The 22,106-nt window shown below is 72.3% G+C and carries 15 protein-coding genes, 2 tRNA genes and 1 pseudogene; 8 read left to right on the forward strand and 10 right to left on the reverse strand.

All coding sequences use genetic code 11. The features are described from left to right. Nucleotides 1-11 precede the first annotated feature (11 nt). Both ACIBU0_RS05740 and ACIBU0_RS05745 read right to left on the reverse strand, forming a co-directional pair. Nucleotides 12-1,658 carry an ATP-binding protein gene (locus ACIBU0_RS05740; protein WP_398812170.1) on the reverse strand — a complete coding sequence of 549 codons (1,647 nt, stop codon included), beginning with the start codon at nt 1,656-1,658 and terminating at the stop codon, nt 12-14. Next, complete coding sequence (locus tag ACIBU0_RS05745; RefSeq protein ID WP_398812173.1) at nt 1,655-2,395, reverse strand: response regulator transcription factor; 741 nt, start codon at nt 2,393-2,395, stop codon at nt 1,655-1,657. The genes ACIBU0_RS05740 and ACIBU0_RS05745 overlap by 4 nt, the downstream gene beginning before the upstream one ends. A gap of 393 nt (nt 2,396-2,788) precedes the next feature. Here ACIBU0_RS05745 and ACIBU0_RS05750 point away from each other — a divergent pair, with 393 nt between their 5' ends. Continuing rightward, nucleotides 2,789-3,535 carry a hypothetical protein gene (locus ACIBU0_RS05750; protein WP_398812176.1) on the forward strand — a complete coding sequence of 249 codons (747 nt, stop codon included), beginning with the start codon at nt 2,789-2,791 and terminating at the stop codon, nt 3,533-3,535. Nucleotides 3,536-3,623: 88 nt separating this feature from the next. On the opposite strand, the gene ACIBU0_RS05755 is transcribed toward ACIBU0_RS05750, so the two are convergent. Together ACIBU0_RS05755 and ACIBU0_RS05760 are read right to left on the reverse strand one after the other, a co-directional pair. After that, nucleotides 3,624-4,502: a DUF2797 domain-containing protein gene (locus tag ACIBU0_RS05755; RefSeq protein WP_398812178.1), complete on the reverse strand. Its 879-nt coding sequence runs from the start codon at nt 4,500-4,502 to the stop codon at nt 3,624-3,626. Nucleotides 4,503-4,591: 89 nt separating this feature from the next. Continuing rightward, nucleotides 4,592-4,966, reverse strand: a complete 375-nt coding sequence (locus tag ACIBU0_RS05760) for an HGxxPAAW family protein (RefSeq protein ID WP_398812180.1) — start codon at nt 4,964-4,966, stop codon at nt 4,592-4,594. 90 nt (nt 4,967-5,056) lie between these two features. On the opposite strand from ACIBU0_RS05760, the gene ACIBU0_RS05765 reads away from it, so the two are divergent. The 4 genes and pseudogenes from ACIBU0_RS05765 to ACIBU0_RS05780 all read left to right on the forward strand — a co-directional run bounded on the left by ACIBU0_RS05765 (nt 5,057) and on the right by ACIBU0_RS05780 (nt 9,998). Then, nucleotides 5,057-5,539 carry a MarR family transcriptional regulator gene (locus ACIBU0_RS05765; protein WP_398812183.1) on the forward strand — a complete coding sequence of 161 codons (483 nt, stop codon included), beginning with the start codon at nt 5,057-5,059 and terminating at the stop codon, nt 5,537-5,539. A 93-nt stretch (nt 5,540-5,632) separates the two neighbouring features. Then, on the forward strand, nt 5,633-6,016 hold the full coding sequence (locus ACIBU0_RS05770) for a hypothetical protein (protein WP_398812186.1): 384 nt from the start codon (nt 5,633-5,635) through the stop codon (nt 6,014-6,016). Nucleotides 6,017-6,159: 143 nt separating this feature from the next. Next, nucleotides 6,160-6,660 (forward strand): annotated as a pseudogene (locus ACIBU0_RS05775) (hypothetical protein); the annotation flags it as partial. Nucleotides 6,661-7,028: 368 nt separating this feature from the next. Next, nucleotides 7,029-9,998, forward strand: coding sequence for a SpoIIE family protein phosphatase (locus tag ACIBU0_RS05780; protein ID WP_398812189.1), 2,970 nt, complete (start codon nt 7,029-7,031; stop codon nt 9,996-9,998). A gap of 10 nt (nt 9,999-10,008) precedes the next feature. Here ACIBU0_RS05780 and ACIBU0_RS05785 read toward each other — a convergent pair whose 3' ends face one another. From ACIBU0_RS05785 to ACIBU0_RS05795, 3 genes are all read right to left on the reverse strand, one after another. Beyond that, on the reverse strand, nt 10,009-10,674 hold the full coding sequence (locus tag ACIBU0_RS05785; protein WP_398812192.1) for an MOSC domain-containing protein: 666 nt from the start codon (nt 10,672-10,674) through the stop codon (nt 10,009-10,011). A 459-nt stretch (nt 10,675-11,133) separates the two neighbouring features. Then, nucleotides 11,134-11,206, reverse strand: a tRNA-Arg gene (locus ACIBU0_RS05790). 212 nt (nt 11,207-11,418) lie between these two features. Next, nucleotides 11,419-11,509: transfer RNA gene (locus ACIBU0_RS05795), tRNA-Ser, on the reverse strand. Nucleotides 11,510-11,679: 170 nt separating this feature from the next. Here ACIBU0_RS05795 and ACIBU0_RS05800 point away from each other — a divergent pair. Both ACIBU0_RS05800 and ACIBU0_RS05805 read left to right on the forward strand, forming a co-directional pair. After that, nucleotides 11,680-12,267, forward strand: a complete 588-nt coding sequence (locus tag ACIBU0_RS05800; protein ID WP_398812195.1) for an SSI family serine proteinase inhibitor — start codon at nt 11,680-11,682, stop codon at nt 12,265-12,267. A gap of 349 nt (nt 12,268-12,616) precedes the next feature. Then, nucleotides 12,617-17,098: a PAS domain-containing protein gene (locus ACIBU0_RS05805; RefSeq protein ID WP_398812198.1), complete on the forward strand. Its 4,482-nt coding sequence runs from the start codon at nt 12,617-12,619 to the stop codon at nt 17,096-17,098. 28 nt (nt 17,099-17,126) lie between these two features. Here the strand turns inward: ACIBU0_RS05805 and ACIBU0_RS05810 are convergent, their stop codons facing one another. Continuing rightward, on the reverse strand, nt 17,127-17,705 hold the full coding sequence (locus ACIBU0_RS05810) for a TetR family transcriptional regulator (RefSeq protein WP_398812200.1): 579 nt from the start codon (nt 17,703-17,705) through the stop codon (nt 17,127-17,129). 128 nt (nt 17,706-17,833) lie between these two features. On the opposite strand from ACIBU0_RS05810, the gene ACIBU0_RS05815 reads away from it, so the two are divergent. Next, nucleotides 17,834-19,045 (forward strand): MFS transporter, encoded by a 1,212-nt coding sequence (locus ACIBU0_RS05815; protein WP_398812203.1) that lies wholly within the window; start codon nt 17,834-17,836, stop codon nt 19,043-19,045. A 175-nt stretch (nt 19,046-19,220) separates the two neighbouring features. On the opposite strand, the gene ACIBU0_RS05820 is transcribed toward ACIBU0_RS05815, so the two are convergent. Both ACIBU0_RS05820 and ACIBU0_RS05825 read right to left on the reverse strand, forming a co-directional pair. Then, nucleotides 19,221-20,897, reverse strand: a complete 1,677-nt coding sequence (locus tag ACIBU0_RS05820) for a long-chain fatty acid--CoA ligase (protein WP_398812206.1) — start codon at nt 20,895-20,897, stop codon at nt 19,221-19,223. A 166-nt stretch (nt 20,898-21,063) separates the two neighbouring features. Then, nucleotides 21,064-21,624 carry a SigE family RNA polymerase sigma factor gene (locus ACIBU0_RS05825; RefSeq protein WP_398812209.1) on the reverse strand — a complete coding sequence of 187 codons (561 nt, stop codon included), beginning with the start codon at nt 21,622-21,624 and terminating at the stop codon, nt 21,064-21,066. Between the last annotated feature and the right edge of the window lie 482 nt (nt 21,625-22,106).

Genomic DNA, 22,106 nt, shown 5'->3' on the forward strand with positions numbered 1-22,106 from the left:
ACCGACTTTCGTCAGGCGCCCTGTTCCGCCCATGTGGTGACGCTGTGCTGTGCCTGTGAGTGCTGTTGCCAGCTCATTTCGGGGCGCGGCGGCACGGGGAGCGCGGGCAGATGCACCGTGAACACGGTCCGTCCGGGCACGCTGTCGACGGTCACGGCACCGCCGTGCGCGGTCGCGACGGCCTGCACAATGGCCAGGCCGAGGCCGGTGGAGCCGGTGGCACGGGAGCGGGCCGAGTCGCCGCGCGCGAAGCGTTCGAAGACGTGCGGGAGCAGGTCTGGTGGGATGCCCTGGCCGTTGTCCTCGACGTCCACGCACAGCCAGGGGCCCCGCCGTTGAACACGGGCCGTGACCGTCGTTCCGGGTGGGGTGTGGTTGCGGGCGTTGCCGAGGAGATTGACCAGCACCTGTTGCAGACGTGCCGCGTCCGCCGACACGAGGGCCGGTTCGTCGGGCAGGTCGAGGCGCCAGTTGTGGTCCATGCCGGCCGCGCGGGCATCGCTGATGGTGTCTACGACGAGCGGGACCAGGTCGGTCTGCTCGAACTGCAGCGGCCGTCCGGCGTCGAGCCGGGCGAGCAGGAGGAGGTCCTCGACGAGCAGCGTCATCCGGCCCGCCTCGGACTCGATCCGGCCGAGGGCGTGCTTGGTGTCCGGCCCGACGTCCTCTCTGCCGCGTCTGGTCAGCTCGGCGTACCCGCGGATGGAGGCGAGGGGGGTGCGCAGCTCATGGCTGGCATCGGCCACGAACTGCCGTACGCGCATCTCGCTCTGCTGGCGGGAGTGGAGGGCGGCGTGGACGTGGTCCAGCATTCTGTTGAGCGCGGCGCCGACCTGGCCGACCTCGGTGTGCGGGTCGGTCTCGGACTCGGGGACGCGCTCGCTGAGGTTGACCTCGCCGGTGTGGAGGGGGAGTTCGGAGACGCGGGTGGCGGTGGTGGCGACGCGGCGGAGGGGGCGGGTGGCCACGCCGACGATGACGGTGCCGGCGATGCCGGCGGCCACGAGGGCGGCGGCGGTGACGCTGAGCTCAATGAGCATCAGGGTGTTGAGGGTGCTGCTGACGTCCTTGGTGGGGATGGCGACGTAGTAGCTGCGGGTGCCGTCGATGCTCGTCCGGTACTGCACACGGTATTCGCCGAGGCTGCCGCCCAGGTCGACGGTGTGCTGGTCCTTGTCCCGGGGGACCTCGTCGAGCGCCGCTTCCTGGGCATCGGTGAGGTCGATGGCCTTCATCCCGAAGTCGCCGGCGGCGGTGCCGTCGTCCGACTTCTGGCCGACCTTGGCCTCGGTGATGACGCCGTCGCGGACCAGGGCGATGACCGTGCCGGACGACCCCGGACCGCCCGCGCGCTTGGCGAACTCGCCGATGTCGAAGGTCTGGGCGGCCTTGTGGGGCGAGTCGTTCTTGTTGGGGTCGTCCTCGTCGGGGTCCGTGCCGGGAGGCTTGCCGGCGGCCCGATTGCCGACCTCGGTGAGCTGGGCGCCCAGTTGTTCGTACAGGTGCGACCGCAGGGCGAGCGTCGTCACCGTACCGATCACCGCACACACGACGGCGATCAGCACCAGGGACGCGACGACGAGCCGCGTCCGCAGGGTGCGCGGCTGACCTGCCCGCCGCTGCCGCTTCTGCGCACGCGGCCGTCGTCGTCCGCTCATGACGCCGCGGGCTTGATCAGATAGCCGGCACCACGCCGGGTGTGGATCATCGGCTCGCGACCGGCGTCGATCTTCCGCCGCAGGTAGGAGATGTACAGCTCGACGACATTGGCCTGCCCGCCGAAGTCGTACGACCACACGCGGTCGAGTATCTGTGCCTTGCTGAGCACGCGCCGGGGATTGCGCATGAGGAAGCGCAACAGCTCGAACTCGGTGGCGGTGAGGTGGATGGACTGGCCGCCCCGCGAGACCTCGTGGCTGTCCTCGTCGAGGGTCAGGTCCCCGACTACCAGCACCGATTCGGACCGCCGGTCGGCGGCACCGGACCGCCGGATGAGCCCGCGCAACCGGGCGACGACCTCTTCGAGGCTGAACGGCTTGGTGACGTAGTCGTCCCCACCCGCGGTGAGCCCGGCGATACGGTCCTCGACGGCGTCCTTGGCGGTGAGGAACAGCACGGGCACGTCGGGCAGCTCCCGCCGAAGCCGGCCGAGCACCGTGAGCCCGTCCATGTCCGGCAGCATCATGTCCAGGACGACGGCGTCGGGCCGGAACTCCCGCGCGGTCTGGACGGCACCCGTGCCGTCCCCCGCACTCCGGATCTGCCAGCCCTCATAACGAAGGGCCATGGACAGCAGTTCGGTGATCGACAGCTCATCGTCCACCACAAGCACTCGGACGGGGCTCCCGTCCGGCCTCAGCAGTTCGGTGCGCCCCTGGGGCGAGGTCGTGGTCATAGTGGACACGATGTCGGAGGCCTCTTAGAGGGCCCTTTCGGCAACCTGTGATTTCCCTGAGAAACGCACAGGAGGTTCTCAGGCGATCCCTGGGAAGTCTGAAACGGATGCAGTACCGACCCCATCTCATCGAGGGGCTCATCGCCAAGACCGGACTCGACCTCCAACCGCCGTAACCCAGCCGTTAAAGATCTCTAGCACAAAAGGACCCCTCTGCGTGGGATCCGGGGAAAGACGCTCGTTCAGGGGTAAAGCAAGGTTACGGTTCCCCGCGTTGCGGTTCGGTCCGAGGTGAGGGGCGTCGAGGGGGAGGAGGGGTCGTTGAGTACGGATCGTCCCGATGAGCGGCCGGCGACTGGACTTCGCCGTGTTTTCCGAGGGCTTGGCGGCAAGATGACGGCCGCCGCTGCGGAGCGTGAGGCCTTGCGCATGGCCCGGGCGGCTCAGGATCCGACCGCCCGTGCCGTTCATACACGTAACGCGCTTCTGAGCTGGGCGCATCAGCTGTACCGAGCAGGTGACCGCATGCCGGTCTGCGGCGACTTCATGGGGTCTCCTGACGCCTCGTTCGAAAGCGTTCCCCTGACGCTCGAAGACCTGCGCGAAGCCGCACAGTATCTGGTTGAACGAAACCTGATGGAGCTGTTCCACAAGACGCACTGGACGGACCCCGGCTATCGGGAGATCCATACGGCGCACCGCATTTCCCTGACCCGCCTCGGGCTCGACTGCGCAGAAAGTGGGATGACAGTGTCAGAATTCCTCTACCCCAGGCCCGCGTCGACGGGCGACACGTACAACACGACGGTCCAGTCCGGAGCCCAGGGCATCCAGATCGGAGGTCGGCAGAACACCATGAACAACACCTGGGGCGTGAAGCCGGACTCGCTGCTGCGATTCGCGAGGGACGTGCTGACACGGCTTCCCGAACTCGGGCTCGACGACATCGCCGAAGCGGAACTCGTCGAGGAAGCGGCGGCCCTGCACGGCGAGGCGTCGGCTCAGCAGCCGAACCCGACAGCCCTGCGACGGGCGTACGACGCGGTCATGGGTGTCCTGGGGAGGGCTCCGGATTCGACCGCCAGTCAGTGGCTGCGTGAGGCCGGCCTGGTGGCGATCAACAGTGCCCTCGGCAGTTAGCGCCTGGACGCCGTACACACCGGAACCAGCACCTCGCTGCGCCTGAACTCCCCCAGGTGCGCCTGGAAACTTCACCCGAGGGCGCCGGTCAGAACAAGCCGTCCTGCGTGTTCATCGCGCGCTCCCTGAACACCCGTACCGGCACGGTCAGTTCACCATCCGCACGCGCCGGCACCAGATCCCACCCCGTCATCAACCGCGTATCGACCACCACAACCCCGCCACTCGCCGCCACATGCAGATCCGGCCCCGCAGCCGCCACCAACCGCCCGCTCACCGTCCCGCCCGCGACAAGCTCGGCCACCTCCCCGACGGCATCCGGCAGTTCCGCCAGCCCGAACACCCCCGCATGGTCGACCGGTTGGCAGGGCTCGCGGGTGAGGGACTCCGGCCAGTCAGGCAGGGCAACCGCCCTGGCGTGCAGGTCCGCCACCTCGGCCGCACGCTCCGCTTCCGAGGGCGGCAGCGATGACCGCACCGCCCGCTTGGCGCCGTACGGAATCCGGTCCGGCACCCGCAGTGCCGCCCGCAGCAGTTCCTCGGTGCGGCGGGCCGCCATCAGTGGGCCGGCGCCCAGCCAGGTGAAACAGACCGCGCCCTGCTCCAGCAGCCGTGCCGAGCCGCGCTCAACGGCGGTGATGCCGACCTTGGTCATGCCGGGGCCGAACCACGCCAGATATACGTGGTACGGGCGCGGATCGTCCGCCATCGTGTCCGCGGCCACCGAATGCGCCCGGTCCAGCCGCGCACACTCCTCGCACCGCGCCCCCGTGCTCCGCCCCGGCACGACCGCCCGCACCGGACACGCATGCCCCCGCGCTCCCCCGCATGTCCGCGCTCCCCCTTCCACGACCCCGAAGGCCACCCGCTTCCCCCAGGTCAGCGCTGAGCGCCGACCGCCGTCCCACGCCAGTGCGGGGCCGTCCGCCGACCACCGCAGCCCCGAGCATCGCCAAGCCTGTGCCATCGCTCTTCGAGACTAGAGGCCACCACTGACAACGCCGGATCGCCGAACCGACGGCGCCGGTTCCACGACCGGCCTCGGTGACCGGCGCCTCAGAGACCCACCTCGGCGGCAGCGGGCTCCGGTTCCGCGGCCGTCACGGGAACCACCTCGGACGCCACCCCTGCCGTACGCCGCCCCCGCCCCGCCAGCCGGCATCCCCAGCAGTCCGCGTGTCCGTCCCGTGCGGTCAGGTCACGCACCCCCATCCGCCACTGCCCGCGCGGACGGACGCCCGGCGGCTTGCCCCAGCCGGTGAGGTGCAGGGCCCAGGTGACGAGGACACTCGCCGCCGTGATGCCGATGCCACCGGCGATCAGCGCCGCCGAGACCGTGCATATCCCCGCGCCCAGCACGGCGGAACCGATGGTCGCGATCGCGGTTCCGGTCCACCCCGCGACCGTGTGCCCCTCGTCATACTGGCTCACGTGCCTGCCTCCCTCTCGTAGGGTCGAGAATCCCTCACGACGTAAGAAGTTTAGGCCCTAAATCTCTCACAAGCTAAGGTAATCAGGAAGATGCAAGCCACGCCGCGCCCCACCGCCACCCCGGCCCAGGCGCTGGAGGCGATGGACTCCCTCATCGCGGCCCACCTGCTCGGCCAGCAGGAGATGGCCCAGCGGCTGGGCCTGAACATCACCGATCTGCTCTGTTTCGCCTGCGTCCTGAAGGCCGGCGAGAACCTCCTCACGGCGGGCGAACTCGCCGAGCACGCGCACGTCACGACCGGCGCGATGACCGGGATCCTCAACCGCCTCGAACGCGCCGGCTTCATCACCCGCCGCCCGGACCCGGACGACCGCCGCCGCGTCCGCGTGGCCGCCGTCCCGGCCGCGGTCACCCGCGCCCAGGAGCTCTACGGCCCCTACTACGCCCGCCTGAACGCCCTCTTCGCCTCCTACTCCGCCGACGAGATCGCCGTCCTCACGGACTGGTTCACCCGCACGACCGGCCTCGCGCAGGCCTACATCGACGAGCTGCGCGACCAGGACGGTGCCTGACGACCTGACGACCTGACGACCTGACGACCTGCCAGCCTGACGGCCGGATGACCTGATGACCGCTCCGGGCGGCGGCTGGGAGATAGTGGCCGCATGCTTCATGATCCCGAGAACACCCTCTTCGTACGGGGTGAGACTCCCGTCCTGCTCCTGGCCGGTGCCTCCGTCCACGACGCCCTGCCGGCCCTCGACGCAGCCGACGGGCAGATGCCGCTGTGCTCGGGCTGGGGCCTCGTACCCAAGCTCACCCTGTGCGTCGTGGACGGGCCGGGGGAGTACGGCCTCATGGTCCCCGCGCTCGCCGCGCCGGTACTCGACGCGGCCGAGCCCGGTGACATGGGGGACTGGTGCGGGGACGCCGAACGGGCGGGCGGTGCCGTGGTGCTGTCGGTCGAGCGGATACCCGAAGTGCTCGACTGGGCCCAGCTGCTGGGCTCCGGCACGTCGCGCGGCGGGTTCGTGACGCTCATGGGCTGACCGAACTCCACGTTCTTCGGCCTCGGTTGAGGTCGGCTGAAGCCGCGTCGAAACCGGCTGAAGCCCGACTGAGGCAGCGCTGAAGCCGCACCGGGATGAGCTGAGCCCCTCAGAGGATCAGTCCGGCCCGGAAGGAAGCCGCCATGGAGTCGCCGCGCCCGTCGCAGCCGAGCCGCCCGTCGCAGCCGAGCCTGCGGACGTCGAGCCCGGCCGAGCCGAGCCCGTCGAAGCACAGCCCCTCGAAGTCCGGCCCCCTCTCCTCCTTCGCCCGGTTCGTGGTGTGCGGCGGCGGTGTCGGGCTTCTCGCGGGGGCGGCCGTACCCCTGCTGGCCACGGCCATACCCTGGGCGGCGGCGAACGCCCTGATCACCGTCGTCTCCACCCTCCTGTGCACCGAGCTGCACGCCCTGTTCACCTTCGGCACCGGACACCGCCCGGGCCTGCGCGAACACCTCCAGTCGGCGGGCTCGGCCACCGCCGCCTACCTGGCGACGACCGCCGCGATGCTCGTACTCCACGCGGTGCAGCCGTCCCCCACGCTGCTCGGCGAGCAGGCCGTCTACCTCACCGCCTCCGGGCTGGCCGGCATCGGCCGGTTCCTGGTCCTGCGGCTGTTCGTGTTCGCCGAGCGGGGGAAGGAGGCTCAGTCCCGCGGCGCACGCTCCGTACTCTCCACGGCCTCCACGGCCTCCACGGCCTCCACGGCCGCCGCCGCCGCGACGGACCATACGACGGGCCACCCGCTCGTCGCACCGGCCGAGCAGTCCGGGACCCAGGGTGGTCACGTCGACGACCGTGTCCGACGACTGCGTCGCGAGCCTCGTGGCCCGTCGAGGTACTCCTCCACACGCCCCCGCGGCCACACCTCGCCGATCTCGTGCCGCATGTCGCCCGAGAGATCAACTCGACGGTACGGCTTGGCTGTTGACGGCATGTCGACCAGCCGGGTGAGGGGCGTAAGGATCTTGCGAAGCACCGAATCGGTTGAGCCTGGAACGGTAAAGTCCGCCACATGAACGCTCGGCTGGCACTGCTCGGCACGGTGGCCCCCGGTGTCGCGGAAAGCGAGGTCTTCCGGCTGGCCCTGCAGCACGCGGTGGGCGAGCTGGGCGCGCTCGGCGGCATGATCCATCTCCGGGGCCCGATGTCCGCGCTGCGCCTGGTGTCGACGGCCGGGCTCCCTCCCGCCCTCATCCGAAGCTGGGAGATCATCGACCAGGAGGGCCCGCTGGCCCCGGCCCGCGCGCTGCACGAGGGGAACGGCGTCTGGGTCCCGCTGAGCCCGGCCGGCGCGGTCGACGCCCCGGACGCCGCCTGGCCCGGCACCGGCCTGGCCGCACTGCCGATGCACAGCAACCGGCGCAGCACCGGCGCCCTCAGCGTCCTGATGGGCGACCACGGCGAACCGTCCAGTGAGCACTGGGAGTTCCTGCGTGCCGTCATCGCCTGGGCCGAGGACCGCATGGACCAGGCGCCGCCGCCCGTCGGGCCCGGCCGGCCGGAGCGCAACGGCGAGCGCCTGCGCCGGGCACTGAAGGAGGTCAGCGTCGGCTCCTGGGACTGGAACATCCGCACCGGCGACCTGATCTGGGACGAGGCGGCCCTGGAGCTGTACGGCACCCGGCCGGCGGACTACACCGGCAAGGCCGACGACTGGATGCGGTGCGTCCACCCCGACGACCTGGCACCGATGCTGGCGGCGGCGGACCGCGCGATCCACACCGGCGGCGTCTTCGAGGCCGAGTACCGGGTGCGCAAACTCGACGGCACCTGGGCCTGGACCCAGGCCCGCGGCAGGGTGACGTACGACGAGAGCGGCGAGCCCCACCGGATGATCGGCGTGGGCTGGGACAGCGACGAGCCCCGTTCCGCCCGTGACGCGCTCGGCCGGGCCCTGCGCCACATGAGCGACGGCTTCCTCGCGATGGACGACGACTGGCGGATCACCTTCGCCAACGTGGAGGCCGAGCGCACCCTTGGCTTCTCCGAGAAGGAGCTGTTCGGCCGCCTGCTGTGGGACCTGCCCGCCGCCGAGCAGGTGCCGGGCCTGGAGATCCGCTGCCGGCAGGCCGCCGCCGCGGAGAAGTCGGTCAGCTTCGACGTACGGCTGCCGAACGGCCGCCTGTGCCATCTCCGGCTGGTCCCGGGCCCCGACGGCCGGACGATCTACTTCACCGACGTCACCGAGAAGCGGCGGCTGGAGGAGGAGCGCCGCTCCGCCGAGCGGGCGGCGTCGGAACGGGCCACGCGGATAGCGGCGTTGACGGCGGCGCTCGCCAAGGCGACGACCTCGAAGGACGTGGTGGACGCGGTCGCCCGCAGGGTGCTGCCACCGTTCGAGGCGACCGGACTGGTGGTGCAGACCGTGGAGGGCGACCGGCTGCACACGGTCGGCACCGTCGGCTACCCGGACGACGTCCTCGCCGTACTCGACGGCCGGGAGCGTACGCAGCCCAGCCCGCTGTGGGACGCGATAGTGGCCGGAGCTCCGCTGTTCCTGTCCTCCCGGAAGGAGTTCGCCGCCCGCTACCCCGACATGGCCGACCTGCCCGCCCGCGCCGGCAAGCAGGCCTGGGCGCTCCTCCCCCTCACGGCCTCGGGCCACACCTTCGGCATCTGCGCGGTCACCTTCGACCACCCGCGCCGCCTCACCGACGAGGAGCGCACCCTCCTGACCGCGACCAGCGCCCTGGTCGCCCAGGCCCTGGAACGCGCCCGCCTCTTCGACGCCGAGCACACCCGGTCCCGCGAACTCCAGCGCAGCCTGCTCCCCCGCGACCTGCCCGCCCTCCCCGCCTGCACCGCCGCGGCCCGCTACCTCCCGGCCGGCCAGGGCATGGACGTGGGCGGCGACTGGTACGACATCATCCCGCTCTCGGGCGGCCAGGTGGCCCTGGTCGTCGGCGACGTCATGGGCCACGGCCTGCCGGAGGCAGCGACGATGGGCCGCCTGCGCACGGCCGTCCACACCCTGGCCGACCTCGAACTGCCGCCCGACGAGATCATGAGCCACCTCAACGACATCGTCGGCGCCATGGGCGAGGAGTCGTATGTGACGTGCCTGTACGCGTTGTACGACTCCACGACGCGCAGCTGCTCCATATCCAGAGCGGGCCACCCGCCCCCCGCCCTGCTCCACCCCGACGGCACCGTCGTCTTCCCGCCCCTGTCGGCGGACCCGCCCCTGGGCGCGGCGGAACCCCCCTTCGAGACGACGGAGATCCCGGTTCCCGAGGGCAGCGTGCTGGTGCTGTACACCGACGGCCTGGTGGAGTCGTCGAAGCGCGAGATGGACGAGGGCATGGCGGCACTCGCGGACGTCCTGCGCACCTCCCACGCGGACGGCACGGCGAAGGACCTGGAGCACCTCTGCGAGCGGATCACCTCCGCCCTGCTCCCCTCCCACCACCAGGCCGCCGACGACGCGGCCTTCCTCCTGGCCCGGCTCCACGCACTGCCCGCCTCCCGCATGGCCTCCTGGCCCCTCCCCCAGGACCCCAGAGCAGCGGGCCGGGCCCGCGCCCTGATCCGCGACCAGCTGGCGGCCTGGGGGCTCGACTCCCTGATCCCTACGACCGAGTTGCTGGCGAGCGAGCTCGTCGGGAACGTCATCCGCCATGCGAGGGGGCCTCTGCGCCTGCGTCTGCTTCATGGCGCCGACCTGATCTGCGAGGTCTTCGACGGCAGCCTGACGATGCCGCGCATACGCCGGGCGACGGAGACGGACGAGGGAGGCCGGGGGCTTCAGCTGGTCACGGCACTGTCGCAGCGGTGGGGGACGCGGTACACGCCCACGGGCAAGTGCATCTGGACGGAACAGGCCCTGCAGACGCCGGAGACGGTGCGGGAGGGGACGGAGGCGGGGGCGGGGACGGAGGCGGCGGGCCCGCTGGAGCAGCGGATGTTCCTGAGCCTGGCGGGCCTGGGGGAGGGCTTCGACGGGGATCTGGACGCGCTGGCGTTCGGGGACCAGGAGTTGTAGGGGGCCGGGGTTACGGTCGCGGTGCCTGTCCGGCCGTACGCCTGTGGACCATTTCCCTGATCTCCTCGGGCAGTTCCTCGGCGACCGACAGGCGCGGCAGCAGGTCCGGTTCGAGTGTCATCGCGCGGAAGGTGAGGGCGACGGTCACGTCGTGAGCGGGACGGTGGACGATCTCGACCGGATCGCCGGCCCGGATGTCGCCCGGCTCGATCACCCGCAGATAGGCGCCCGGCACGGCGGCCCGCGTGAACCGCTTGATCCAGCCGTCCTGCTCCAGCCAGCCCTGGAACGTCCCGCACGGAATCCGCGGGCACGACACCTCCAGCACCACGTCGGCCCCGATGCGCCAACGCTCGCCGATCACCGCGCCGTTGACGTCGAGTCCAAGGGTCGTGAGGTTCTCCCCGAAGACACCGCCGGCCAGCGGCCGGCCCAGCTCGGCCTCCCACGCGTCGAGATCCTCGCGGGCATAGGCGTACACGGCCTGGTCGGTACCGCCATGATGCTTCACGTCATAAACCCGGTCCCCCGCGAGCCCCACGGCTCCGGTGCCCTTGGGCCCGGGGGCACTCACGGCAACCGGCCCGTCCACAGCCCGCTTGTCGATGCCCGTCGCACTGAGCCCCTTCCAGGGGTTGGGCTGAGGCTTGCCGACATTGACGGAGAGCAGCTTCATGCACACGACGGTACGGTTCTGCCGCAGCCGACGGCGACACATTTTCCCACCGCAGCTCGTCCACCCACTCGACGAGTTCGCCATCACGCCCCGTCGTCCGCCTTGCGGCTCAGTCGCCCGAGTGGCCCCAGAAGAAGATCTCCCGGGGCTTGCCCTGCTCGTCGTGCAGGACCGCGCATCGGCCGGCCCGTCGAGACCGTGGGAAGACGTCGAAGTCCTAGACGTGCGCACACGTCAGCTCGTCCGTCCCCAGTAGCTCGCGGGCCTCATCGGCGGTCACGGGTTCCACAGCGTTGTAGTCCGTAGTAGTCCCCCGCTTCAGTCCAGGACGCCGAGGAGGAGATGGAGCCCGCGCCGGCCGAGGCGCGCCATGACGTACTCGCGAAGGCAGCCTGGCCGGTGTCGCCGAGGCCCGTGCACGCAAAAGGCCCCGGATCTCTCCGGGGCCTCTCACCTGTGTGCACTCGGCAGGATTCGAACCTGCAACCTTCTGATCCGTAGTCAGATGCTCTATCCGTTAAGCTACGAGTGCTTGTTCTGTTTTCCCGCCGTTCCCGGCCCTTCCGGCCCGCTCGCGGCGACAGGAAGAACATTACATGACCGGCGCCGCCATGTGAAATCCGTTAGCCGTACCCCTTGTGACCTGCGGAAATGCCCTGGATCCGGAGCCGAGGGGCGCGCCGATCGCAAGTGCCGTGGAACCACGAAACCCCGGTCCAGTGGACCGGGGTTTGTGATCTAGCGCGGAGGCGGAGGGATTTGAACCCTCGATGGGCTTTAAGGCCCAAACCGCATTAGCAGTGCGGCGCCATAGACCGGACTAGGCGACGCCTCCAGCACAGCCGCTCGCGCGAGCGCGATTGGTGCGTGCAGATGATGACACAGTCGAGCGGGGTGTCACCAATCGACGTCCACGGTACTAGGCAGGGAGGCCACAGGGCAAAGCCCTTCCCGGCGTGCTGCGCGCGGCGCAACGTCGGGGGGCGGGGCGGCGTTGGTCAGGTCATGTTGCAGGTCGATCGTTCCGCCTCGGCCGGGCGCCTGCGGCGGCTCTTCTTCGTCGCCGCCGGGTCCCTCGCCGCCGTCGGCTCCACCTCCGTCGCGCCGGCCTCCGCATACGCCGAGGCCCCCTACGCCTCCCCAGACGCCGCCGCATACGCCCCCCAGACCCCATACGACGCCCGAGCCCCACGCGCCTCCCCGGCCGGATCCGTGCCCCTCAAGACCCCGCCCCGTCACGACCCCGGCCGCTTCGGCGACCACCTCACCATCACCGTCCGCGACGCCGGCGGCGGTGACGACGGGACCCGTGAGCTCTACTGCCACCCCAGCGGGGGCGACCACCCCGATGCCGCCGATGCCTGTGCGGCGCTCGATCGCGGTGCCCGGTGGGGCAAGGACGCCTTCGCTGCCGTACCGGAGGGCGGCTTCTGCACCATGCAGTACGGCGGGCCCGCCACCGCTCATGTCACCGGGACCTGGGCCGGGCGTCCCGTCGACGCGAGGTTCGACCGAAGTGACGGATGTGAGATCGGCCGGTGGGACCGGCTTGTGCCGGTTCTTCCCGATCTGCGGCCGGAGGGGCGGTCGTAGGCCGTCGCGTCCCCCCGCGGGAGCGGGAAGCGGGGGCTCCGGTACGTCGCCGTACAGCTTTCGTACAGGCTTTCCAAGGGGGAAGCAGCGGCCGCGTAAATGTCCCGCGAAGGTCTCGCGAAGCCGGAGGGTGCCGGAAGGGAGCAGGCAGGAGCGCGGGCGGGAACGCGGGCAGGACTTCCGCACAGGCGGTCATACGTTCTGGGTCACTTCGTCGTGCGACCTCCCTCTCATCCGGCGTCGCGAGCGCAACCCCAGCCCTTAGACTCCCTCGCGTGACACGCTGCGGGCCGGTTGGCAAGATGGCCCGAGCGGTCGGCAAGGTGCGGTAACAGGGAGGAAGCGTCTCGTGAGCAGCAGGCCATCCCGAGGCGCTGCTCGCCTCGCAGCCATACTCGACGCGCTTCCCGATGCGTTGCTGCTGGTCAACGCCAATGGGACCGTCGTCAACGCCAACACCATCGCCCTGGAGACCTTCGAGGCGCCCGGGACCGCTCTGGTCGGGCGCGGGTTGCTCGATCTGCTGCCGCATTTCGACTCCAAGCTCATCCCCGGCTCCATGCGGCGGCCCGATCACATGGACCCGCAGGGGCGGACCAAGCCGACCCGGATGATGGCCCGGCGGACGGACGGGAGCGAGTTCCCGGTCGAGGTCACGTCCGCGAATCTCGAGAACGGGCAGCAGGCCTACGACGGGTACGGGTACAGCGGCGACGAGCTGCTCATGCTCGTCGTACGGGATCTGACCGGGACCGTCGACACCGAGGCCGAGCTCGCGCGTTCGCAGCGGCAGACCGAGATGATCCTGCGGGCCGCGTCCGAGGGTGTGGTCGGGACCGACACCGACGGGCGGATCGTGCTGGTCAACCCCGCCGCCGCTCAGATACTGGGTTATCGGGCCAGTGATCTCGGTGGGCGGGAGCTGCACACGCTCGTGCTGCATTCGCGGGCGGACGGGTCTCCCTTCCCGTACGAGGAGTCGCCCCTCGCCGACACCCTCCGCTCGGGGCGCAAGCACCGGGTCCGCGGGCAGGTGCTGTGGTCCAAGGGCGGGGACAAGGTGTCCGTCGATCTGACGACCGCGCCCGTGCGGGACGGCGACCAGCTCGTCGGCGCCGTGATGACCTTCACCGACCGGCGGCCCTACGACACCCTCGCCGAGGAGAAGGCTGCCGCGGAGCAGCGGCACGAGGAGGAGCTGGAGCGGCTCGCCGAGGAGCACGCCTCCGAGCTGACCGCCCTGCGGCAGAGGCATGTCGCCGAGGCCGAGGAGCTGCAGGAGCGGCACCAGGAGGAACTCGCCGCCGGTGAGGAGCGGTACGCCGCGCTCGGGGAGCGGGAGAAGGACCGGTACGAGGCGCTCGCGGGCCGGCACGAGCAGCTGCTGACGCTGCTCGGGCGCTCGCTGCGCGGGCCGCTCGACGAGCTCCGCCGTGAGCTGGCGGCGCTCGCCGCGGACGACGCCGGGCAGTTGTGGCCCGAGGCCAATCAGGTGCTGCACCATCTGTCCGCCGGGTACTCGCGGATCACCACGCTGATCGACAACGTCCTCGGCTACCAGCGCCTCGACTCCGGTACCGACGACGTGTCCCGTACGAAGGTGATGCTCGACGCCGTCGTCGCCGCCGGTGTCGACGGGGCCGTCGAGCTCATCGGGCCGGGTCGGGTGCAGTTCGCCGTGCACGCGCCGCCCATCGAGGCCGAGGTCGACCCGCAGCGCCTCGCCACCGCGCTCGCGCATCTCGTCGCGGATGTCGCCGGGGTCGACGCGACCGGCAACTCGCCCGTGTCGGCGGGCGGTTACATGGACAACACCGTCGTGGTCGCCGCGGCGCAGCGCGGTGAGGTCGTACGGATCGAGGTGCGCGGGCCGTACGCCGGGGGAGACCCGGTGCACGAGCCGATCGTGCGCGGGATCGTGCGGGCTCACGGCGGGGTGCTGCAGACGCACGAGGTGCCGGGGATGAGCGGCAGCGCGTACGTCCTCGAGGTGCCGATCGGGGGTGGGGCCGGGGCGGTACCCGCCACCCCGGGCGAGGCACCGCAGGTCGAGGCCGCCGCGGCTGAGGCCGGTGACGGGGCCGAGGGTGCCGCCGCGGGGGCCGAGCAGAGTGCCGGCAGCGGGCGGCGGCGGGCCCGGCGGTCCTCCGTGGACGCCTTCCTGGACAGCGGCGACGTGCCCGAGGCGGAGGGCGGCGCCGAGCCCGAGGGTGCGGCGCCCACCGGACGGCGGCGCAGGCGCGCGGCCGCGGCGGAACTCCCCCAGGCGACGGAGCTTCCCCCGGGTGCGGGAGACGGTGGCGGCGACGTCTCCGGCGGTACGGGACGGCGGCGCGGACGCCCGGCCGAGGACAACGGGGACGGTGTCGCCGAGGGCGCCGTCGTCACCGCCGCCGAGCATGCGGCGGGGACCGCCGCCGTGGGCAACGGCCTGGGCGGGACCGTACCGCCGCAGGGCGTGCCCGCGCCCGGTGGGCGACGCGCCCGGCGTGACGGCGGGGAGCAGCACGCTCTGCCACCCGCGCTGCCTGCGGCCGGTGACGGGGCTCAGCCGCCTTCCGGGGCCGGTACGACCGACGCGGGTGAGGCTTCTCAGCCGACCGGGCGGCGTCGGCGTGCCCTGGCCTCGGCGGCGGAGCGCGGTGCCGCGCAGGCGCAGGAGGCGGGGCCCCGGAAGGTGTTCGCGCTGCCGCCGGCCGAGGCCGACCGGGGTGCGGCTGTCGGGGTGGAGGTGCAGGGCGGCGACGCCGAGGCGGTGTCGCCTCCGGCTGCGGCTGGGGCCGCGGGGACTGGGGCTACGGCTGTGTCGCCGGCCTCGCCGATGGCTCCGGTGCAGCACCCGGGTCCGGGTCCGGTTCCTGGGCAGGCGCCGGTTCCGGGGCAGGCGCCGGTTCCGGGGCAGGGCGCTCCCGGTGACGTTCTCGCCGACGAGGGCCGGCACGACGCCGTACCGCACGACCAGGCCGCGGACCACACGCCGCCGCAGCCGCATCCGACCAGCGCACCGACCGGGCGCCGCCGACGGGCCGTGGGCCAGCCGGCGGAGGCGGCCGGGACGCCTGCGCAGGGGGTTCCTGCGCAGAACGTGCAGGGGCAGGGCGTTCCGGCGCAGGCTGCCGCTGCTCAGGTTGCGCCCGGGCAGGCCGCTCCGGCTGTTGCGGGCCAGGCGGTTCCGGGGCAGCCGGTGCCCGGCCGGGCCACGCCCGCGCAGCCGGTTCCGGGTCAGGCCCTCCCCGCCGAGGCGGCCCCCGGCCCCGGCGTCCCCGCGCAGGGCACGCCGGCCCAGGGCGTTCCGGCCCCGCAGCCGTGGCCCGCCGCCGACGCCACCCCGGGCGCCGGGACGGCCGTACCGGCGAACGGCGCTGCCACACCCCCCGTGCCCCCGCACGCGGCCGACGCTCTCGTGCCGCCGAACGGCGCCGCCACCCCCGTACCGCCGAACCCGCAGGCCCCCCAGCAGCCCCAGCCCCCGCATCCGGCGCAGCCCCAGCCCGCCGCCGGCACGCCGGCTCCGGGCACCCCGCTGCCCCCCGAAGCCGCGGCGGCAGCGCCGAATCCGCAGCAGCGGGCGGCGCAGCCCCTGCCCGCCGAGGCCGCCGCTCCGGGTGTCCCCGGTGCCCCCGTCGACCCGAACTCGACGCAGGGCCGGGCGATCAGTGTGCGGACGCTGGGGCAGGGGGTGCCGTTCACGCGGCAGGCGGCGCAGGTGCAGCAGCCCTCGCAGGCCGCTCTCCCGCAGGCGGCCCAGCCGACGGCCACGCCTCCCCCGCATCAGACCGGTGGCGGCGGGCGGCGCCGCAAGCTGGGTACACCGCCCGACCCCGCCGCGCGGGCGTCCGCCCCGGCGGAGCAGGCGGCGCGGCCGCATCCGCAGGCCGAGAAGCCGGTGCCCGCGCAGCCGGTGCCCCCGCAGCCCTCGCTCGGCGGCCAGCCCCAGCCGTCGCAGGCCGGGCAGTCGCGGCTGGCGCCGATGACCGAGGGCGCCGGACGGTCGTACGCCATAGGCGCTCCGGACGAGAACGCCGCCGAGGGGCCCGAGCCGTTGGACGGGCCCGGCGGTGCCATCGAGATCGCCGACACCCCGCGCCCGCAGCCGCTGGACGACGAGCTGCCGCCGGAGCCGCTGGACAACCCGCGGCGGCTGCTGGTGTGGCCCGCGCCGGATGTGACGACCCAGCAGGCGCTGAGCGACCGCGGCTACCGGCCGGTGATCGTGCACTCGCGCGAGGAGGTCGACGCGCAGATCGCGGCGTTCCCGGCCGCGCTGTTCGTCGACCCGCTGACCGGGCCGATCACGCGGACCGCGCTGCAGTCGCTGCGGCAGGCCGCTGTCGCGGCCGAGGTGCCGGTGATGGTGACGGCGGGGCTCGGACAGGCCTCGCGGGAGGCGGCGTACGGCGCCGATCCCGCCGTTCTGCTGAAGGCGCTCGCGCCGCGGGACACCGAGCAGCACCCGCCGCGCGTCCTGCTCATCGAGGAGCACGCGGAGATCGCGCTGGCCCTGACGGCGACGCTGGAGCGGCGCGGGATGCAGGTGGCACGGGCCGCGAGCGACACCGACGCGGTGACGCTGGCGGGCGACTTCCGGCCCAACCTGGTCGTGATGGACCTGATGCAGGTGCACCGGCGCCGGGCCGGGATCGTCGACTGGCTGCGCGCGAACGGGCAGCTCAACCGCACCCCGCTCGTCGTCTACACGGCCGCCGTCGACCAGGCCGACCTGCCGCGGCTGGCCTCCGGCGAGACGGTGCTGTTCCTCGCCGAGCGGTCCACCAGCGGTGAGGTGCAGGCGCGGATCGTGGACCTGCTGGCGCGGATCGGGACCAACTAGGACCGGATCCGCACGAGGGGCCCGGCCCCTACCTCGCGACCATCCGCCGCGCGGCCTCCTTCACCGAGGCGCGCAGCCGGTCGCGGTCGGTGTCGGCACCGCCGACCAGGATGCGGGCCATCTGAGGGACGACGGTGGCCCAGTCGGCCACCGCGATCAGCAGGAACAGCAGGTCGTGGGCCGGGATGGCGTCGGTGACGATGCCGCGGTCCTGGCCGTCCTGGAGCGCGGCGACCTTGTGGCGGTAGTGCTCCTTGCGTTCGGTCTCGTCGGGCAGCTCGTCGGTGCCGTACTCCAGGCCCTCCCACAGGAGCAGCCGCAGCACCTCGGGGTGGGCCTCGTGGTAGTCCATCAGGCGGTCGATCCAGCCGTCGAGGTCGTCCGGGTCGACGGGGACGGCGATGGCGAGGTCGAGCATGACCTGCCCGAGGACCTTGGTGAACAGCTCCGCCTTGTTGCCGTAGTAGGCGTAGATCAGCTGCTTGTTGGCCTTCGCCTCGGCCGCGATGCGGTCGACGCGGGCGCCCGCGATGCCGTAGCGGGCGAACTCCGCGACCGCCGCCTCGAAGATCCGGGCCTTGGTGGCCTCGGCGTCCCTCACTGCCATGGGTTCAGGGTAGCGGGGTGGTAACCAACTATTTGGTTGACGGGAATGGGCGGGCGGAGCAGACTGTTCGAGTCAGTGCCAACCAACCAGTTAGTTACTAGAGCCGACTCGAAGGAGTCACTCCGCTCATGTCGCAGGCGCCCACGGAACAGCAGGTCAGGCCCGCTCGTCAGCCGACGGTCGCGGACACCCCCTCCCGCTTCTTCCTCCCCCTCATCGCCCTCTGCTCCGCCGTCACCGCCGCCAACATCTACGTCGCGGCCCCGCTGCTCTCCCTCATCGCCCGGGACTTCGGCACCGCTCCCTCGGCCGTGGCCTGGATCGCCTCGGTCGCGCAGTTCGGCTACGCCGCCGGCCTGCTGTTCTTCGCCCCGCTCGGCGACCGCGTGAGCCGGCGTCCGCTGGTCGCCGTACTCTCGCTGGCCACGACCGCGGCCCTGGCCGTGGGTGCCGCGGCCTCCGGCACGACTGCGCTCGCGGCAGCGGTCCTCGTCGCCTCCGCGGCGACCGTCGTCCCGCAACTTCTGGTCCCCCTCGTCGCCGAACGCGCCCCCGCCGAACGCCGCGCCCGTCATGTCGCCGCCGTCATCGCGGGACTGTTCACCGGCATCGTCGCGGCCCGCGTCCTCGGCGGCCTCGCCGGACAGGCCTTCGGCTGGCGGTGGGTGTTCCTGGGCGCGGCCGTCCTCACCGCGGTCCTCGGTCTGCTCACGGCCGCCGTCCTGCCTTCCGAACGCCCCCGCCGCACCGGCGGCCCCGGCGGCCTCTTCTCGGGCCTCACCGCGATGCCCGGCCTGGTGCGCCGCTCCCCCGACCTGTGGCGCGCCTGCCTGCGGCAGGCCGGCATGTACGGCGCCTGGAGCGCCCTGTGGACCTCGCTGGCCCTGCTGCTGACGGGTGAGCCGTACGCCCTCTCGACCGCGACCGCCGGACTCTTCGGCCTCTTCGGGCTGGCAGCGACTGTCGTGGCCCCGCTCGCGGGCGGCCTCGTCGACCGCTTCGGCGCCGCCCGCGTCGTACGGTCCGCGTATCTGCTCGCGGCCGTGTCCGTGCCGCTCTTCTGGCTCGGCGGACGGGTGATGGCCGCGCTCTTCGTGGCCGCCGTCGCCATCCACGCCGCCCTCGTCGCCTCCCACGTCGCCAACCAGACCCTCGCCCTGACGACCACGCCCTCCCCCGCGACCGCCAACAGCGCCTACGTCGTCGCCGGCTTCGCGGGCGGCGCCAGCGCCTCGGCCCTGGCGGGCTTCGCCTTCGGGCAGTGGGGGTGGGGCGGAGTGTGTGCGGTGGCGGGGGTTTGGCTGGTGGTGGGGTGGGGGGTGACTGCGGGGCGGCGGTGACGCGTTTCCGCCGGGGCATGAGCCGTACGGCGGTTGAGGCGCCGTACCTCAGTAGGGGGTACGGCAGCGAAGGCGCCGTAGCGCGGTAGGGGGGTACGGCAGGGAAGGCGCCGTACCGGAGTGAAATGCTCGGCGGCCGGGACGAACCCGCCTCGTCCCGGCCGCCTTTTGCGTGTCAGAGCCGGGTGACGTCCAGGTCGCCCTCCGCGTACTGCCTGCGCAGCACCTTCTTGTCGAACTTGCCGACGCTCGTCTTCGGCACCGCCGGGATGACCGACCAGCGCTCCGGGAGCTGCCACTTGGCGATCTTGCCCTCGTCGGCGAGGAAGGCGCGCAGGGTCTCGAAGTCGGCGGTGGCGCCCTCCTTGAGGACGACCGTGGCCAGCGGGCGCTCGCCCCACTTCTCGTCGGGGACGGCGACGACGGCGGCCTCGGCGACGTCCGGGTGGGACATCAGCGCGTTCTCCAGCTCGACGGAGGAGATCCACTCGCCGCCGGACTTGATGACGTCCTTGGCGCGGTCGGTGAGGGTGAGGAATCCGTCGGCGGAGATGGTGCCGACGTCGCCGGTCTTCAGCCAGCCGTCCTCGCTGAACTTGTCGGCGGGGCGCAGGGGTTCGGCGTCGGGGCCGTTGTAGTAGGCGCCCGCGATCCACGGGCCGCGGACCTCCAGCTCGCCGGCTGACTCGCCGTCCCAGGGGAGGCGCTCGCCGCCGGGACCGGTGAGGCGGGCCTCGACGGAAGCGGGGAAGCGGCCCTGGGTGAGGCGGTACGCGAACTCCTCCTCCGTGCCGACCGCGTGGGCCGGCGGGCGGGCGACCGTGCCGAGCGGCGAGGTCTCCGTCATGCCCCAGGCGTGGCAGACCCGCATACCCAGCTTGTCGAACGCCTGCATGAGCGAGGGCGGACAGGCCGAGCCGCCGATCGTCACCTGACCGAGGGTGGAGACGTCCCGCGGCTTGGCGGTGAGCTCGGCGAGCAGGCCCTGCCAGATGGTGGGCACGGCGGCCGCGTGGGTCGGCTTCTCGCCCTCGATCATCTCGGCGAGGGGCGCGGGCTGCAGGAAGCGGTCCGGCATCAGCATGTTGACGCCGGTCATGAAGGTGGCGTGCGGCAGGCCCCAGGCGTTGACGTGGAACTGAGGGACCACGACGAGCGAGGTGTCCTGGTCGGTCAGCCCCATCGACTGGGTCATGTTGACCTGCATGGAGTGCAGGTAGATCGAGCGGTGGGAGTAGACGACGCCCTTCGGGTCGCCCGTGGTGCCGGAGGTGTAGCACATGGAGGCGGCCTGCCGCTCGTCCAGCTCCGGCCAGTCGTACGTCGTCGGCTTGCCGCCGATCAGCTCCTCGTACTCGTGCACCTGGACGGAGGCGTCCGCGAGGAGGGAACGGTCACCCGGCCCCGACACCACCACGTGCTCGACCGTCTTGAGGTGCGGGAGCAGCGGGGCCAGCAGGGGGAGCAGGGAGCCGTTGGCGATGACGACCCGGTCGGCCGCATGGTTGACGATCCAGGCCAGCTGCTCGGCGGGCAGGCGGAGGTTGAGGGTGTGCAGGACCGCGCCCATGGAGGGGATGGCGAAGTAGGCCTCGACGTGCTCGGCGTTGTTCCACATCAGGGTCGCGACCCGCTCGTCGTCGGCGACGCCCAGGTCCTCGCGCAGGGCGTGCGCCAGCTGGGCCGCACGGGCACCGACCTCGGCGAAGGAACGGCGATGCGGCTCGGCCTCGCCGGTCCACGTGGTGACCTGCGATGTGCCGTGGATCGTGGACCCGTGGGTCAGGATCCTCGAGATCAGCAGCGGTACGTCCTGCATGGTGCTCAGCACGGCGTCCTCCCGGGGCGACATTGCCTACGCGGTAGTAAGGGTTGCCGAGATTCTGCGCACATACCGCTCGGTATGTCACTAGGGGCCGCTGATCGATCAGGTCACGTTGACAAACTCGGCCCGTCTGGGGGTCGCCGACGCAGCGGGGACGGCCATCTGTCCCCATTTCCCCCGAAACCTGTCCGGCCTACCGAACGAGCCCCAGCTCAGGATCCTCCCGCAGCTTGCCCAGCGCCCGCGACACCGCCGACTTCACCGTGCCGACGGACACCCCGAGGACCTCGGCCGTCTGGACCTCGCTGAGGTCCTCGTAGTACCGCAGGACGACCATCGCCCGCTGCCGCGCCGGCAGCCGCATGATCGCCCGCCACATGGCGTCGTGCAGCGCCTGCCGCTCCGCCGGGTCGTCGTCGTGGCCGGGCAGGGGCTCCGGCTCGGGCATCTCGTCGCAGGCGAACTCGTCGACCTTGCGCTTGCGCCACTGCGACGTCCGCGTGTTCAGCAGCGCCCTGCGCACATAGCCGTCGAGCGCGCGATGGTCCTCGATGCGCTCCCAGGCGACGTAGGTCTTGGTGAGCGCGGTCTGCAGCAGGTCCTCCGCGTCGCTCGGGTTGGCGGTCAGCGACCGGGCAGTACGCAGCAGCACCGGCTGACGGGCCCGCACATACGACGTGAAGGAGGGGTACGTCGCGTTCGGAAAAGCCCGCGGCGCGGCGTCGGAAGCGCTGGTGCAGACGGGTGTGGTCATGGCTCCACGCTATGAGCGACCCCTGCTTCAGCGGATCGGCCGCAGGTGCCGAAGCAGCGTCCGCCTCAGGTTGTAGGGGTGGGGCTGACTCCACCTCCTGAAGGTGGACGAGGGGGGGACGGTTACTGGGGGATTGCCCCTGGGGGGCGTCGGGGGTGGCAGGTCGGGGGTGTCCGGGGTGGCAGGTCGGGGGCATCCGGGGTGGCAGGTCGGGGGCGGGGACCCGTGGCTGGAGGTCGGGAGGGGGTCGTGGGCTGTCGGGGGGACTAGTGGGTGGCGGGCCGGGGGGCACTCGTGGGCGGCGGGCCGGAGGGCACTCGCGGGCGGCGAGCCACGGGCGCGCGTCGGGGGCGGGCCAGGGGGCGGGGCGCGCGTCGGTGCCAGGCCGGGGACACTCGCGGGCGGCGAGCCGGGGGCGTGCGTCGGCGGCGGGCGGGGGGGCGGGGCGCGGGCCAGGGGACGGAGCGTGCGTCTGCGGCTGT

The sequence above is a fragment of the Streptomyces sp. NPDC049627 genome (assembly GCF_044465645.1).
Lineage (GTDB): Bacteria > Actinomycetota > Actinomycetes > Streptomycetales > Streptomycetaceae > Streptomyces.